Source organism: Burkholderia sp. BCC1996, assembly GCF_905339955.1.
GTDB lineage: Bacteria > Pseudomonadota > Gammaproteobacteria > Burkholderiales > Burkholderiaceae > Burkholderia.
The window spans coordinates 281,025-294,932 of record NZ_CAJPHM010000006.1 but is presented as its reverse complement, the minus strand read 5'-3'; the positions used below and the strand labels follow the sequence as shown (position 1 = coordinate 294,932).

At 63.4% G+C, this 13,908-nt stretch carries 14 protein-coding genes, 1 tRNA gene and 1 pseudogene; 11 read left to right on the top strand and 5 right to left on the bottom strand.

Annotated features, from left to right (window positions below; all coding sequences use genetic code 11):
- Positions 1-52: 52 nt before the first annotated feature.
- The 4 genes from tolB (at position 53) to U4Z64_RS11290 (ending at position 2,830) form a co-directional block, all read left to right on the top strand.
- A complete protein-coding gene (gene tolB / locus U4Z64_RS11305) occupies positions 53-1,348 on the top strand; it encodes a Tol-Pal system beta propeller repeat protein TolB (protein WP_044844090.1) in 1,296 nt (431 codons plus the stop codon).
- A 17-nt stretch (positions 1,349-1,365) separates the two neighbouring features.
- Entirely contained in the window at positions 1,366-1,875 is a 510-nt protein-coding gene (gene pal / locus U4Z64_RS11300) for a peptidoglycan-associated lipoprotein Pal (protein ID WP_124610486.1), read from the top strand.
- Between the two features lie 19 nt (positions 1,876-1,894).
- Positions 1,895-2,644 carry a tol-pal system protein YbgF gene (gene ybgF, locus U4Z64_RS11295; protein WP_124487923.1) on the top strand — a complete coding sequence of 250 codons (750 nt, stop codon included), beginning with the start codon at positions 1,895-1,897 and terminating at the stop codon, positions 2,642-2,644.
- A gap of 109 nt (positions 2,645-2,753) precedes the next feature.
- Positions 2,754-2,830 (top strand) — tRNA-Lys (locus tag U4Z64_RS11290).
- Between the two features lie 706 nt (positions 2,831-3,536).
- Here U4Z64_RS11290 and U4Z64_RS11285 read toward each other — a convergent pair.
- On the bottom strand, positions 3,537-3,845 hold the full coding sequence (locus U4Z64_RS11285) for a helix-turn-helix domain-containing protein (RefSeq protein ID WP_057926184.1): 309 nt from the start codon (positions 3,843-3,845) through the stop codon (positions 3,537-3,539).
- A 137-nt stretch (positions 3,846-3,982) separates the two neighbouring features.
- Here U4Z64_RS11285 and U4Z64_RS11280 point away from each other — a divergent pair, with 137 nt between their 5' ends.
- The 5 genes from U4Z64_RS11280 to U4Z64_RS11260 all read left to right on the top strand — a co-directional run bounded on the left by U4Z64_RS11280 (position 3,983) and on the right by U4Z64_RS11260 (position 8,462).
- Complete coding sequence (locus U4Z64_RS11280) at positions 3,983-4,396, top strand: hypothetical protein (RefSeq protein WP_321819980.1); 414 nt, start codon at positions 3,983-3,985, stop codon at positions 4,394-4,396.
- Positions 4,397-4,446: 50 nt separating this feature from the next.
- Positions 4,447-4,911 carry a hypothetical protein gene (locus U4Z64_RS11275; RefSeq protein WP_321819979.1) on the top strand — a complete coding sequence of 155 codons (465 nt, stop codon included), beginning with the start codon at positions 4,447-4,449 and terminating at the stop codon, positions 4,909-4,911.
- 368 nt (positions 4,912-5,279) lie between these two features.
- Entirely contained in the window at positions 5,280-5,549 is a 270-nt protein-coding gene (locus U4Z64_RS11270; RefSeq protein ID WP_321819978.1) for a DUF1778 domain-containing protein, read from the top strand.
- Positions 5,546-6,034, top strand: a complete 489-nt coding sequence (locus U4Z64_RS11265; RefSeq protein ID WP_321819977.1) for a GNAT family N-acetyltransferase — start codon at positions 5,546-5,548, stop codon at positions 6,032-6,034. The genes U4Z64_RS11270 and U4Z64_RS11265 overlap by 4 nt, the downstream gene beginning before the upstream one ends.
- Before the next feature lie 1,387 nt (positions 6,035-7,421).
- Positions 7,422-8,462, top strand: coding sequence for a relaxase/mobilization nuclease domain-containing protein (locus tag U4Z64_RS11260; RefSeq protein ID WP_321819976.1), 1,041 nt, complete (start codon positions 7,422-7,424; stop codon positions 8,460-8,462).
- Positions 8,463-8,933: 471 nt separating this feature from the next.
- Here U4Z64_RS11260 and yiaA read toward each other — a convergent pair.
- Positions 8,934-9,376: pseudogene (gene yiaA / locus U4Z64_RS11255) on the bottom strand (inner membrane protein YiaA).
- Positions 9,377-9,487: 111 nt separating this feature from the next.
- Entirely contained in the window at positions 9,488-10,438 is a 951-nt protein-coding gene (locus tag U4Z64_RS11250) for an AraC family transcriptional regulator (RefSeq protein ID WP_321819975.1), read from the bottom strand.
- Positions 10,439-10,568: 130 nt separating this feature from the next.
- Here U4Z64_RS11250 and U4Z64_RS11245 point away from each other — a divergent pair, with 130 nt between their 5' ends.
- Together U4Z64_RS11245 and U4Z64_RS11240 are read left to right on the top strand one after the other, a co-directional pair.
- Complete coding sequence (locus U4Z64_RS11245; RefSeq protein WP_321819974.1) at positions 10,569-10,898, top strand: carboxymuconolactone decarboxylase family protein; 330 nt, start codon at positions 10,569-10,571, stop codon at positions 10,896-10,898.
- Between the two features lie 149 nt (positions 10,899-11,047).
- Positions 11,048-11,881, top strand: a complete 834-nt coding sequence (locus tag U4Z64_RS11240; RefSeq protein WP_124520309.1) for a class II glutamine amidotransferase — start codon at positions 11,048-11,050, stop codon at positions 11,879-11,881.
- Positions 11,882-11,902: 21 nt separating this feature from the next.
- Here U4Z64_RS11240 and U4Z64_RS11235 read toward each other — a convergent pair whose 3' ends face one another.
- A complete protein-coding gene (locus tag U4Z64_RS11235) occupies positions 11,903-12,580 on the bottom strand; it encodes a GNAT family N-acetyltransferase (protein WP_321819973.1) in 678 nt (225 codons plus the stop codon).
- Positions 12,580-13,908, bottom strand: a complete 1,329-nt coding sequence (locus tag U4Z64_RS11230; protein ID WP_321819972.1) for an aminotransferase class I/II-fold pyridoxal phosphate-dependent enzyme — start codon at positions 13,906-13,908, stop codon at positions 12,580-12,582. Before U4Z64_RS11230 ends, U4Z64_RS11235 begins: the two co-directional genes overlap by 1 nt.

Genomic DNA, 13,908 nt, shown 5'->3' with positions numbered 1-13,908 from the left:
TTACTGTCTCTGCGGTTGCGCAGCGATCCAAGTCACATGGGAAGCAAGAAGCATGAGTTTGATGACGAAACTAGGTTTCAGGGCACTCGTGGCCTCGTGTCTGATTGCGGCCGGCGGCGCCGCTAACGCGCAGGTCAACGTGCTGATCACCGGCGTCGGTTCGACCCAGTTCCCCATCGCCACCGCGAACTTCGCGAACGAGGCAGGCCTGCCGCAGCAGGTCACGTCGATCGTCCGCTCCGACCTCGCCCGTAGCGGCAAATTCACCAATATCGACGCGGGCAGCACGCCCGTGCCCGAGACCGCATCGGTCGATCTCGGCGCATGGAAGGCCAAGGGCGCGAATGCGTTCGTCGCCGGCAGCGTGAACCGCGAAGCGAACGGCCAGTACAAGGTGAACTTCATCCTGTACGACACCGTGAAGCAGCAAAGCCTCGGCGGCCTGTCGCTGACGGCCACCGACACCACGCTGCGCACGGCCGGCCACAAGATCGCCGACTACATCTACCAGAAGCTGCTCGGCGTGCGCGGCGTGTTCGCCACGCGCCTGTCGTACGTGATCAAGACGGGTAACCGCTACCAGCTGCAGATCTCGGATTCGGACGGCCAGAACCCGCGCATCGCGCTGTCGAGCACCGAGCCGATCATCTCGCCGTCGTGGTCGCCGAGCGGCACGAAGGTCGCGTACGTGTCGTTCGAGCGCAAGAAGCCGATCGTCTACATCCATGACCTGCCGACCGGCCGCCGCTACATCGTCTCCGACCAGAAGGGCAACAACAGCGCGCCGGCGTGGTCGCCGGACAGCAACACGCTGGCCGTTGCCCTGTCGCTGACCGGCAATACGCAAATCTATACGGTCAATGCAACCGGTGGCGGTCTGCACCGGCTCACGCAGAGCAGCTCGATCGATACCGAGCCGTTCTACTCGCCGGACGGCCGCTGGATCTATTTCACGAGCGATCGGGGCGGCGCGCCGCAGATCTACCGGATGCCCGCGCAAGGCGAAAGCGCCGGCGCGGCACAACGCGTGACCTTCACCGGCAGCTACAACACCAGCCCGCGCATCAGCCCGGACGGCAAGCTGCTCGCCTACATCTCCCGCACGGGTGGGGGGTTCAAGCTGTACGTTCAGGATTTGCAATCCGGGGCGGCGAACGCCGTCACGAATACCAATCGCGACGAATCGCCGAGCTTCGCGGCAAACGGCCAGTACCTTCTCTACGCGACCCAGTCGGGTGGTCGTAACGTGCTGGCAGCAGTGCCCTCCGACGGCAGCGCGCCGCCGCAAATCCTGTCCGTCCAGGGCGGCTCCGTTCGTGAGCCGTCGTGGGGGCCCTTCATGCAATGACCACAAGGAGAGTAACCATGATGTCGAATAAAGCTCGTCTGGCCCTGGCCGTGATGATGATCAGCGCGCTCGCAGCGTGCAAGTCGGGTGTGAAGCTCGACGACAAGGCCAACGCAGGTGCGATGAGCACGCAGCCGAGCGCCGACAACGTCGCGCAAGTGAACGTCGATCCGCTGAACGATCCGAACAGCCCGCTCGCAAAGCGCAGCATCTACTTCGACTTCGACAGCTATTCGGTGAAGGACGAGTACCAGCCGCTGATGCAGCAACACGCTCAGTACCTGAAGAGCCATCCGCAGCGTCACGTGCTGATCCAGGGCAACACCGACGAGCGCGGCACGAGCGAGTACAACCTCGCGCTGGGCCAGAAGCGTGCGGAAGCTGTCCGCCGCGCGATGGCACTGCTCGGCGTGAACGACTCGCAGATGGAAGCCGTGAGCCTCGGCAAGGAAAAGCCGCAAGCGTCGGGTCACGACGAAGCATCGTGGGCGCAGAACCGTCGCGCCGACCTCGTCTACCAACAGTAAGTAACGGAAGAGTTGCCGTATGACGCACCGTGTATCCTGGCTGCGCATCGCCGCAGCGTTCTGCGTCGTCGGCGCGGCGTGGTCGGCCGCGCCGGCGCACGCCGGCATGTTCGACGACAACGAGGCGCGCCGCGCCGTGCTCGATCTGCGCAGCAAGAGCGACAACCTGTCCAGCCAGCTGTCGGCCGCCCAGCGTACGATCCTCGATCAATCCGGCCGTATCGACCAGCTGAACCAGCAGGTCGCGACGCTGCGCGGCGAGAACGAGGATCTGACGAACCGGCTGACGACGCTCGAACGGCAGCAGAAGGAGTACTACCAGGATCTCGACACGCGGCTCAAGAAGTTCGAGCCGCAACAGGCGACGATCGATGGTGTCGAAGGCACCGTGCAGCCGGGTGAAACGGATGCGCTCAGCGCGGCGCAGCAGCAATTCCGCAACGGCAACTTCAAGGCTGCCGCGGCCTCGTTCCGCAGCTTCATCGCGAAGTACCCGCAGAGCCCGTACCAGCCGACCGCGCAGTACTGGCTCGGCAATGCGCAATACGCGCTGCGCGACTACCGCGGCTCGACCGCGACGTGGCAAGCGATCGTGAGCAAGTATCCGCAGCATCCGCGTGCGGCCGACGCGCTCGTCGCGATCGGGACGAACCAGCTCGAGCAAGGCCAGAAGGCGGCCGCGAAGAAGACGTTCGAGCAGGTCGTGTCGCAGTACGCCGGATCGAACGCTGCGCAGACCGCGCAGGGCAAGATCGAGAGCATCAAATAAATTACCGTGTCGAATTGTTGACAGCCCTTCAATTCGCCGATATAATTTTTTGCTCTTTGGGTCGCTGCCGAAGTTGTTAAAGCGACGAACCGACAGGTTTCAAGAACGTGGGGTGGTAACTCAGTTGGTTAGAGTATCTGACTTTTAATCAGAGAGTCGAGGGTTCGAGTCCCTCCCACCCTACCAACTATCTTTGATAGTGCAAATAGCCTCCCGTGCGGAGGCTTTTTTGCGTCTGCTGCTTTTGCGCGGGCACGGCGCCGCCTCCCTGCCCGCAATGCCCCGTTACGCGTGCGCGCCCGTGACACTATGCTGCTCGCCAATCATGTGCTGGACCGCTATCGCAGCGACAGCTTGCACCATATCCGATCATCGAGACCGCGTGCGATCCCGATCCTCGCCTGTCGACACCGAGGATCGGTTGCATGGAGGTCTACGATTGGATTCGCGCCAAGGTGGAATCCGATCGGAAGGGAGTCGATGCGAAAAGCTTCCCACCATTCAAGACCCGTTGATTCGCCAACGGTCCACACACCATTGATGCACCATGTGCCGCAAACGCAACGCAACGCCGCCGGCGTCTCGCTCATTTCACGGCGCGAGGCCCGGCAAACTGAGCCAATCTACAAAACAGAGCTAGGCGAAGGAAGCGTGGTGAGTAGCTTTGTTGTTATCTGAGCTCGGACGCTCGAAGACTTCCGGAAGCCGTCTGGCACCACGCCTCGCTGGACCTCCCATTGACGAGCGTAGTGCAGACGTGATGTGCGAACCAATGGAGAAACTGCTTCGAGCATCCGCCGAACAGCGCTGTGCTGCGGTAACTGAGACATGCAATGCCTGAAGCGCCCTGCCACTCCAAAAAATCGCGCTAACCCGCAAGCGACCGCTCGGATTACTCGGTAAACGCATCAATGAGCGCCAAAAGCGCCTCGCGCTTGCGCGCGTCGAGAGCGCGAAATCCAGAAACAACGCGTTGCTCATCGGGGTTCTCGAGGCGAGCCCCCTCTACTCCGGTAAGGACATAGCAGACGTCCACACCTGCACCGGCGATTGCGCTCAGGTAATCGGAGTTCGGTCGACGCAAGCCCTTTTCGTACTGGTACTGCGCGTGCTGCTGGACCCCACCAAGATCTGCCAACTCGGTCTGATTCAGCCCTAAACGCAATCGCTCCCTTTTCAGGCGCGCCTCAAACCCATTCATTTGATATGATTTTCCCTTGAAAAAATATCAATAAGTCCTAAACTCAGATTCAGAAACATCCGATTGCCAGCCTGTCGCGCCACTGCGAGGAAAAGCAGCATACCCCGCTGATCGCGACTCCTCGATGCGGAGGTTACATGTCATTCACATACGAAATCTGCGGCGCGCTGTCCGTTCTCGACAACTTTCGCCACCAACACGCCCAGCGATTCGCCGAGAGTATCGCGAACCCCGCTGACGTCTATTTCGCCACCGACGCGGTCACTCATTCGCTCTTGATTCGCATTCGCGGCGTGCTCAATGACGATGAGGCTCGGTCCGTCGAGGAGGCGCTGGAGGAATTGTCCCAGAAATGGGCGCGTGCCGGCGCCATCTTCCGCCGCGTGCGATACGGTGAATCATCGTTTATTCCCATCGGCCTTGCCCAATACGTCGAACTGCTTGAAGAACTCGCCGACGAGCACCTGCAACTGGAGGCCTTCCTGCAACGCCAGGCCCGGATTCTGGAAAAGTTTCGGCCCTCCACCGCTTCACGCGCGAGAGAACGCTGACAGACCACGACAACCCTTGGCCTAGGATAACCGAAGCAACGGAGAAGACGATGGAAGAGCCAGCACGCTACGTCCTGTCGGGTGCGCTATCCGTTCAGGATGACTTGGAAGGTGAGCAGCTTGATCGAGTGTCTCGGCATCTGAGCGGCATAGCGACGGTGCACTTGAAGCACGACAAGGTGGCACACACCGTCTCACTGCGCATCTCAGGCGAATTGATGCGCGACGACGTGCGCTACATTGAGCAGCGCGTCGAGCGCTTCGCCGAGGAGAATGCCCGGGCCGCCGCGATTCTGCTGAGCGAGTGGAAATGCGAGACGAGCGAACTCGTCGTGGGCATGAACTGGGACGCTCAATGCCTGATCCGGCTGGGCGCGGTACAAGAACAACTCGCAAAACTCACCGAACGGTATTTCGACTTTCTGCTGCGGCTCGAGCCTCCTGACGCTCCCTTGCGCGGCCACCCACTTCTGTGCGTCGCCGTGGAGACCGACGACGATCGAAGGCTTGGCTAATGCGTGTGCTCGCAGGTCAAGGCTCTACGTAGTCTATCCGTGTGGCGCAGCAAAAGCGTCTCAGAAGCCGCACCGTGCCACGCCCTCCCCTATGCTGACCACACCGACCTACCTGAGAGCAAAGCCATCCCCGGGCATATGGCCCGCCAATCCCGGTGAGATGGCGGTCGCGCCCTGCGCGCGGCCCCTTCTTGAAACGAATCGTGCCGCGAGGCCATGGCCAGCCCCCTGATCTGTCAGCATATACGCGCCGAGCCCGTCGTGAGCACCGATCACCCAATGTGGATAACCGACCGAACCGGCAAATTTCCGTACAGATTGACTTGACCGGCAAATTTCCGTACAGTTGCATCAGGAGGTAAACGACCATGGCTACTACTCGATTTGAAGCCCGCATTGAGACGGACGTGCATGCAGTGATCCGGCGCGCCGCCGAGATCCAAGGGCGCACCATGTCAGACTTCGTCGTGTCTGCCGCTCGCGAAGCGGCGCAACGTGCAATCGCCGACGCTGAAATTATCCGGCTGTCGGTGACGGACTCCGAACGTTTCGCTCAAGCAATTCTGTCGCCGGCAGAACCCGTCGACGCGTTAAGGCGTGCGCTCGAACGCCACGATCAACTCCTGCGTGACGAATGAGCCGTTCATCACTTGTTGTCGCTGCCCTGGGACCGATTCATAACCGATCGCAATTCGCTTGCGGAACGCCAGCGCTAGACCGCTATTTGCGAGAGCAAGTCACGCAGGACGTTCGCCGAAAGATTGCTGCCTGTTTCGTCATGCTCGACGGCAACGTCGTTGTCGGCTACTACACGCTGTCAGCCGCCAGTATCACCCTTGCAGACTTACCGCATGATCTGGCGCGCAAGCTGCCACGATATCCGGCAATTCCAGCCGTGCGTATGGGGCGGTTGGCCGTTGACCAGACTTACCGAGGCAGGGGATTCGGAGCGGCGCTGCTCGTGAATGCGCTACAGCGTGCCGCGAGATCAGAAATCGCCGCAGTAGCCCTCACGGTCGATGCGAAGAACGAGACCGCCGCCACGTTCTATCGGCATTTTGGCTTTGAGCAACTGGCGAATGACCCATTGGCGTTGTTTTTGCCTTTGGCCACCGTGAAGTAAGGCATGCAACCAAGTTGGACGAATGCCCGTATCGGAATATCGAGCACGCGCCTCGCGTAGAACACCGGTCACGGACACTTCGCCTGCTTGGCGAACCGCGATAGCCCAGGCTCTTCAGCCGAAATTTTTTTCAGCACTCAGCGGATTGACCGAGAACTACACGGATGCGTGCACCCTGCGATACCTCGGCACGCCCTCTTGTTTCCGCTGAAAAATCGACCTAGATTCAAGCCAATCCGGTCCGGTCAACGTGCATGCGCAACCGAGCGCGTGCTTGCCCACGCCTTCACCTCGGTTCACTGATCACGAACGCCCATCGCGCAGTTCGTGACGAGCCTGCACCTGCACACTTTTTACGAGCCTCGCCATAGATCGCAGATACTCGGTATGCACAAGCGACTGCATTCCTGCGTGCACAGTGCCAGCGCTTGGGATGCTCTCGATGAGGAATGCCACCATGAAATTGCTCCCAATCATCACGCAACCGCTCAATGGACGGCAGTGCCGAGTGAAGGTTGACGCCTGGCCACGGCAAGGAAATCTTCGCCGGATGTGGAATGGTGGCCAATCAGATGACCATGAGCGCGTCTCACCGCGCCCGGTGTGGCTCGGGCGTCTTGTTATGCACACGGCCGAGCCGAAATTCGTTGAATTTCGGCTCAGTCAACAAGAAGCCGTGCGCCGCCAGATTGATATTGCTTCGCCGATCGCTTCTTGCTTCATACCGCGAGTCACGAGAGGCCTATTCGAAGGCACTCCCGATGCAATCCCCTTTGCCCCTGCAAACACACTTCCGCGTACCCGAGCAGGCAGTCACACGTGCGCCCGCCCCACGACAGATGCCCAACTCGTGGCAGGTGAACCGTGAACGCACCCCGGGCAAGACTCAGCGTCGAACTTGGGACGCTCAAAGCCGAATGGGAGGCGTGGTGCGCACAACGCGGCGTCACGCCCAGCGAGGGTTTGCGGCAGTTCGCAGCGAAGGCCATCGATCGGGCAGCCGACCGACCAGACACGCGACCATCGTTCCCCCCTCGAGATGGGCCCTGCATACGCATCGGGATTGGGCTCACTCGCACTGAGCACGAATGCGTCAGAGCCGCGGCCTATGTTAACGGTTTCACGGCCAACCGGTGGATCGTCGCGTTGATTCGGGCGCATCTCACCGGTGAACCGCAGCTTGGGAACCGAGAGTTGACACTTCTCGCAGAGTCAAATCAACAACTTGCGGTAATCCGTAAGCTACTCGGTGAGCTCATCAGGAGTTCAGACACGAGTCCCTCCCGGCAGGGACCCGCTTGGGAGGACACTCGCGCAGCAATTGACGCGCACCTACGCGCCGCGGCGAAGCTCGTGCGGAGCAACCTGGATCGATGGAGCCGCTGACATGGCCTTTCCCAAAACCTACGTCGATGCTCTGCTGGTCAACTGGGGAGATCGACTGTTTCACGAACCGCTTCGGCACGCCCGCGCTCAGCACCTATCGCATTGGACAATGCACCGACACGCCCTGCATTTGCGTGAGAAGCTGGTTGCAACGCTTGGGCATGCCCCGGAGGTGATGGTCAAGATTAGCAACAAGGGCGGAGGCGCGCAGGGGATGGCCGTAGTCCGTCGTCACTTGCGGTACATCTCGCGCAACGGTGATGTCGAGTTGGAAGATCAGGACGGGCATGGGATCACCGGAAAGACCGAGCTGAACGACCTCCTTGAGCAATGGCACTTGGGCGGCTGGGGAATTCCCCAAGAAAGCAAGCGTAGAGAGACCCTCAATGTGCTGCTGTCGATGCCTCCCGGTACAAATCGCCAAGCAGTTCGAGATGCGGCAAGCGCATTTGCGCACGAGACTTTCGGCGATGGGCGGCCATACGTCTTCGCGGTACACGATGATGAAGCACATCCTCATGTACACCTAAGTATCCATACACGTGGTCCTGATGGCCAGCGTCTCAATCCGCGCAAACAGGATTTGCATCAGTGGCGAGAATCCTTCGCGCGGCAATTGCGAGAACATGGTGTCGACGCGAACGCGACACCCAGAATAGTGCGCGGCCAAACTCAACGCTTTCCGAAACAAGCCGCTATTTGGATGGCAGCACAAGGCATGCCTCTCCGCTTTTACTCGCCGGTGATCGACGAAGAGGCACGCCAAGTTCGATGGGAGGCACATCTCGACACCTTGAGCGCTTGGCACGAAATCGCACACGCACTAGCCCATTCCAGCGTCCCCGAGGATCGGGCAATGGCAATCGACATAACAAACTTTGTGTCACGCATGCCCATCCGAGCGTTGAGTCCCGTGCACACCCCGCAACATCGCTGCCCGGCACCACAGCGCGACCATTCAGTCAATCGAGCGCCCGCGGCATACAGTCCGGATTTGCAATCAAATGAGCATTGCGCGCCATCGTTCGACATGGACATCTAATTGAGCTCGAGCGGTGCACGCCGGATATCGCGGCGCTGGTGACGCCGTCGTCGCGCACCAAATGGTGCAAGCGGATAGTCGATCGTAGTCGCCGGTGCTCGCGTCGATCTCGATGAAGTCGATCGAGCAGCCGGCGAGCGCGGCGATCTGCGCGCATGCGTCGGCGGGCAACCCGTCGTGCGTGATGATCCATTGCGCGAGTTACGCATGCGGCATGGCCTGGCCCGACAGCGCCCGCGCAAGACGCTTAAAGCTATCTCCAGTCTTCGCCCTTGCTAGGTCCTCCAGCACGAGCACGACCCAGCTCTCCGCGGATCGAGGCGGGTGCGCACCTCTCGTGCGCCGTTGCATATCGTCTGGCATGCGGCGTGTCTCCATCGTCATGCGCGGCGGCGCTGATGAAACGGAGGACGGGAAGCCAGCAGTGCTGCCGACGCCTTCAGATCGCGGCTACGTTCGTCGCGAGTGGGCTCATTCCATCACGGGGGGCGTGGAATCCGCGTCGGTGAAACGCGGCCTGGCGCTCTGCATGTCGCGCGTATTCTTCTGCACGGTCACCGCACCGAACAGCGCGAGCACAAACGACATCGCGTAGAAGCCCTTCTCGCTCAGTTGCAGCGTCGCATTGAAGAGCCGACGATCAGCAGCGCGATCGCGAGCAACAACGCGACCCAGCTGATCCCGTAGTAGATGCCGGTGACGGGAATGCCTTCCGCGCGATCCCGCACGCGCTTCTGCAGCGAGATCGCCGCGTACAGGCCGAACGCGAGCACGGTGAAGTGGTAGCCCTTCTCGTTGAGCAGCATGCCGGCGTTCCACAGGCCGATCAGGAATGCCGCGAAACCGGCGATCAGTGCGGCCCGCGACGCCGCGACGAATGCGAACGACGGCTGCTGGATAGTGGTCGGGTTCATTGCTTTTGCCCTCTCTTTCTTGTTGTGTCTTGTTCGGAATCGTTTTCGTTGGAATACGTTTCGCGCACGGTAGCGGCTTTGCCGCACCACACGACGATCGCGCTGCCGGTCTTACGTGCCCCGCTGCGCGCGCCGCCAGCGCCCCGGCGTCGTGCCGAGCACCGCACGAAACGCCTTGCCGAACGCCGCCTCGGACTGATAGCCGACCGCCTGCCCGATCTCCGCCTGGCCGCGCTGCGTGTCCTGCAGCAGCGCACATGCATGCATCATCCGAATCTGCGCGACGAACGCGCCGACGCTCATCCCGGCCTTCTCGCGGAAATGCCGCGCATAGGTCGCGCGCGACATCGCGGATGCCGCGCCGAGCGATTCGACCGTCCACGCTTGCGCCGGCGCCTGCAGCACGGCCTGGACCGACGGGCCGAGCCGCGCATCGGCAGCCAGCGCGAGCCAGCCGGCCGGCACGCGCGCATCGCGGCCGTACGCACGCAACGCGTAGGCGAGCAATGCCTGCCCCAGCGCGTTCACGATCGCGCGCGCACCCGGCTGCGCGCTCGATGCCTCGGCACGCAGCACGCTCGTCAGCAGTTGCAGCGACGCGGGCCCCGACGCCGCGCGCAGCCCGACATGCAGCACGCGCGGTAACGTACGCATCAGCAATTCACCGGCGCCGCGCGCATAAATGAAGCGCCCGCAGAGCAGGTCGACGCTCGCATCGGCCGGATCCGCGGGATCGCGATTCGACTTGACCGGCAGCACCGCGCCGCCGGCCGCGCCCGGCTCGCGCAGCGACGCGACCGGCGGCCGCGCGCCGCCACCGTCGACATCGGACACATCGTGCGCGTCGCCCGCCGGCAGCAGCACGAAGTCGCCGTCGGCCAGCCGCAGCGTGCGCCCGTCGGCCGTGCGCAGCCGGCACGTTCCGGACAGCAGCAGGTGAAACGCCGCCTCGCCGGGCGGCAACGGATCGTGCGGCATCGCGAACGGGCCGTCGAGCAGGCAGCGCACGTCGAGCTCGACATGGCTGCGGCCCAGCGACAACAGTTGACTCAACGCGTCCATGAGACGTTTGCGCTAAAAATTGACACTCTAGCGTATCGAAACCCTCAGCGCGAACGCTCAGAATAAGTCCTGCATCGCCCGAGATCGCGGCATCCGCCGCCTGATCCACCTCTTCTCGAAAGGACGCATCATGCTGAACTGGAACGAATACCGGAAGGAACTCACGACGCGCATCGGCGACATCGCGAAGCTCTCGCCCGACACGCTGGCCGGCTACAAGGCGCTGTCCGGCGCCGGCGCCAAGACAGGCCATCTCGACGCGAAGACGCGCGAACTGATCGCGCTCGCGGTGGCCGTCACGACGCGCTGCGACGGCTGTATCGCGGTGCACACGGCCGAAGCCACGAAGCATGGCGCAACCAGGGAGGAAGTGGCCGAGGCGCTCGGCGTCGCGATCGCGCTGAATGCGGGCGCGGCGCTCGTCTATTCGGCCCGCGTGATGGACGCGCTCGGCGAGTGACGCGCGCCTGAAGGGTGCGGCGCCCGCCGCATCCTTCGCGGACGACCGCCGGCGCAGCCGGCCAGCCGGCGGACGCGGCGCGGTCGCGTACGCCGGCGCCGCGAAGTCGGCTACCATGCGCGAGAAGATTCATCGCGAAGGAGCGCTCCATGTGCCGCTGGCTCGCCTATACGGGTAATCCGATCCATCTCGAGACCGTCCTGTTTCGCGCGAAGCATTCGCTGATCGACCAGAGCCTGCATTCGGAGCTGGGCGCCACGACCACCAACGGCGACGGGTTCGGCATCGGCTGGTACGGCCGCCCCGAGGAACTGCCGTTCCGCTATCGGTCCGTGCATCCCGCATGGAACGACCGCAACCTGCGCGAAGCCGCGCGCGCGATCCGCTCGCGGATGTTCATCGCGCATATCCGCGCGGCAACCGACACGCCCGTCCAGGAAACCAACTGCCATCCGTTCCGCCACGGCCGCTGGCTGTTCGCGCACAACGGGCTGATTCGCGATTTCCACAAGCTGCGCCGCGACCTGACGATGAAGGTCGACCCGGCACTGTTCCCGACGCTCGAAGGGACGACCGACTCCGAGCTGATGTTCCGTCTCGCGCTGACCTACGGCCTCGAGCAGACGCCGCTGCCGGCGCTCGAGCGGATGGTCGGCATGGTCGAGGAAACCGCCGCGCGATACCGCGTTGCCGAGCCGCTCAACATGACGATCTGCGCGACGGACGGTGAGCGGATCATCGCGGTGCGCTACTCGAGCGAACGGCAATCGCGCTCGCTGTTCCACAGCACGTCGTTCAAGCATCTGCACGAACTCTATCCGCACAATCCGCGCATCGCGGAAGCGGGCGACGACGCGTTCATGGTCGTGTCGGAGCCGCTCGTCGACTTGCGCGGCGCATGGGAGGAAGTGCCGGAGAGCATGGCGATCGTCGCGCATGGGGCGGATGTGCAGCAGCGGCCGTTCAATCCGCGGCGCAAGTAGGCCGCGACGGCGGGTGCACCGTCAGCCGCGGCGCGTGAGCCGCATGCGGACCGAATCGAGTTCGGCGGGCAGCCGGCGCGAGCGCTGACGTGACCGCGTCAGCACGGCAAAACCGAGCCGCTCGTACAGTTCACGGGCACGCACATTCCGGGTCAGCACGTCGAGCACGATGTCGCGGCTGCCGTCGTCCGGCAACGCACCGGTCTCGAGCGCGTCGCGCAGCAGTCCGGTGAAGATGCCCGTGCCGCGCCGCCGCTCGTCCGTCGCGCAATGCGCGATGAGGATCTGCGCACGCTTCGGCGCCGGAATCTCCGTTTCGAGCACCAGCCCGCGCAGCAACTGGCCGATCGCGCGGCGCACGCCGAAAAAGCGCGCCAGGGCCCACACGACGTGAAGGTCGTCGAACATCGTCCGGCGCCCGTCATGGATGGCCATCACGGCATGCACCGTGCCGTCGGCGCCGACCGCGACCCGATGCCGGCGCCATGAGAACCGGCCGTGACGCGAGCGGAACGCCTGTTGCAGGAACGCAATGCAGCGCGCGTCGCTTTCACCGAGGAAGAAGCCGAATTCGCCGACACCGGATGCGAACACGAGCGGCGCGCATGCCGCCGCATCGTCCGCGCAAGCGGCGCGAAACGGTGTCGACGCATCGGCATGCGGCGCGTCGAAGGATGGTGCGAGCGCCGCGGCGGACATCACGTTGCCTGCCCCGCCAGGCGGGCCAGCACGGCGACGGTCCGGCTGATCTGCGCCGGCGCGTGCGTCGAGCAGATGAAGAAACGCAGGCGCGCGGCCTTCTCCTCGACGGCCGGATAGAAGATCGGCTGCACGTTGATCCCTTCGTCGAACATCGCGTTGGCCCACTGCGCGGCTTTCAGCGAACTGCCGGTGATCACCGGCACGACCGCATAGCCGGCGCTCGTGCCGGTGTCGAGCCCCGCGGCGCGCGCCTCGGTCAGGAACTGCCGGCCGCGTGCCTGCAATTGCGCCACCCGCTGCGGTTCGGCCTGCAGGCGTTCGAGCGCGGCCAGCGACGCTTCTGCGAGCGTCGGCGCGAGTCCGACGCTGTAGAGAAAGCCCGGCGCCAGATGGCGCAGCATGTCCACGAGCGGCTGGCAGCCGGCGATGAAACCACCGCAACCGGCCAGCGTCTTGCTCATCGTGCCCATCCACATGTCGACCTGGTCGGGCGCGACCGCGCAATGCTCGCGGATGCCCTTGCCCGTCGCACCGAGCACGCCGAGCGAATGCGCTTCGTCGACCAGCAGGAACGCGCCGTGGCGCGTCTTCACGTCGACGAAACGCTGCAGGTCCGGAAAATCGCCATCCATGCTGTACAGCCCTTCGATCGCGATCAGCACGTGCCGGTATTCGCGCCGCACGCGCGACAGCAGTGCGTCGAGCGCCTGCCAGTCGTTGTGCGCGAAGCTCAACCGCTTCGCGCCGCTCAGCTGCGCGCCCTGCACGATGCTGTTGTGCGCGAGCGCGTCGTGGACGATCAGGTCGCCGGGGCCGAACAGCGCACCGATCACGGTCACGTTGGTCGCGTGGCCGCTCACGAACGCGACGCAATCGTCAGTCTCGTAGAACGCAGCCAGCGCGCGCTCGAGGTCGCGCTGCACCGGACGCTCGCCCGCGACCATCCGGCTCGCGGACGCCGACGTGCCATAGCGATCGATCGCGGCCTTCGCCCGCTCGGATACGGCCGGATCGCCGGCGAGACCGAGATAGTTGTAGTTCGCGAAGTTCACGTATTCGCGACCGCCGATTTGCGTGGTCGCGCCGGCGATGCCGTCATGCACGCGGAAGAACGGCGAGTCGACGCGCAGCTTCTCGCCCATCTCGCGCATGATCCTGACCTGCTGATACTGCGGCATCGATTCGAAACGGCTGCGCGCCGACGCGGCCTGTGCCGCCGGTGCAGCGGGCACACCGGGCGCCGCGACGGCTTCCGTCGCGCGCTCCAGCTGCCGTTTCAGGGCTTTCGCCGCCAGTTGCTGGCGAAGAGTTTCTCCGAGTGCCAT

Excerpts from the sequence above, each read along its gene's own strand:
- U4Z64_RS11265 (WP_321819977.1), top strand. The coding sequence starts at position 5,546 with ATGAGCCGTTCATCACTTGTTGTCGCTGCCCTGGGACCGATTCATAAC.
- U4Z64_RS11235 (WP_321819973.1), bottom strand. The coding sequence starts at position 12,580 with ATGTCCGCCGCGGCGCTCGCACCATCCTTCGACGCGCCGCATGCCGAT.
- ybgF (WP_124487923.1), top strand. The coding sequence starts at position 1,895 with ATGACGCACCGTGTATCCTGGCTGCGCATCGCCGCAGCGTTCTGCGTC.
- U4Z64_RS11240 (WP_124520309.1), top strand. The coding sequence starts at position 11,048 with ATGTGCCGCTGGCTCGCCTATACGGGTAATCCGATCCATCTCGAGACC.
- U4Z64_RS11230 (WP_321819972.1), bottom strand. The coding sequence starts at position 13,908 with ATGGCACTCGGAGAAACTCTTCGCCAGCAACTGGCGGCGAAAGCCCTG.
- U4Z64_RS11270 (WP_321819978.1), top strand. The coding sequence starts at position 5,280 with ATGGCTACTACTCGATTTGAAGCCCGCATTGAGACGGACGTGCATGCA.
- U4Z64_RS11260 (WP_321819976.1), top strand. The coding sequence starts at position 7,422 with ATGGCCTTTCCCAAAACCTACGTCGATGCTCTGCTGGTCAACTGGGGA.
- U4Z64_RS11250 (WP_321819975.1), bottom strand. The coding sequence starts at position 10,438 with ATGGACGCGTTGAGTCAACTGTTGTCGCTGGGCCGCAGCCATGTCGAG.
- U4Z64_RS11280 (WP_321819980.1), top strand. The coding sequence starts at position 3,983 with ATGTCATTCACATACGAAATCTGCGGCGCGCTGTCCGTTCTCGACAAC.
- U4Z64_RS11275 (WP_321819979.1), top strand. The coding sequence starts at position 4,447 with ATGGAAGAGCCAGCACGCTACGTCCTGTCGGGTGCGCTATCCGTTCAG.
- U4Z64_RS11245 (WP_321819974.1), top strand. The coding sequence starts at position 10,569 with ATGCTGAACTGGAACGAATACCGGAAGGAACTCACGACGCGCATCGGC.
- pal (WP_124610486.1), top strand. The coding sequence starts at position 1,366 with ATGATGTCGAATAAAGCTCGTCTGGCCCTGGCCGTGATGATGATCAGC.
- tolB (WP_044844090.1), top strand. The coding sequence starts at position 53 with ATGAGTTTGATGACGAAACTAGGTTTCAGGGCACTCGTGGCCTCGTGT.
- U4Z64_RS11285 (WP_057926184.1), bottom strand. The coding sequence starts at position 3,845 with ATGAATGGGTTTGAGGCGCGCCTGAAAAGGGAGCGATTGCGTTTAGGG.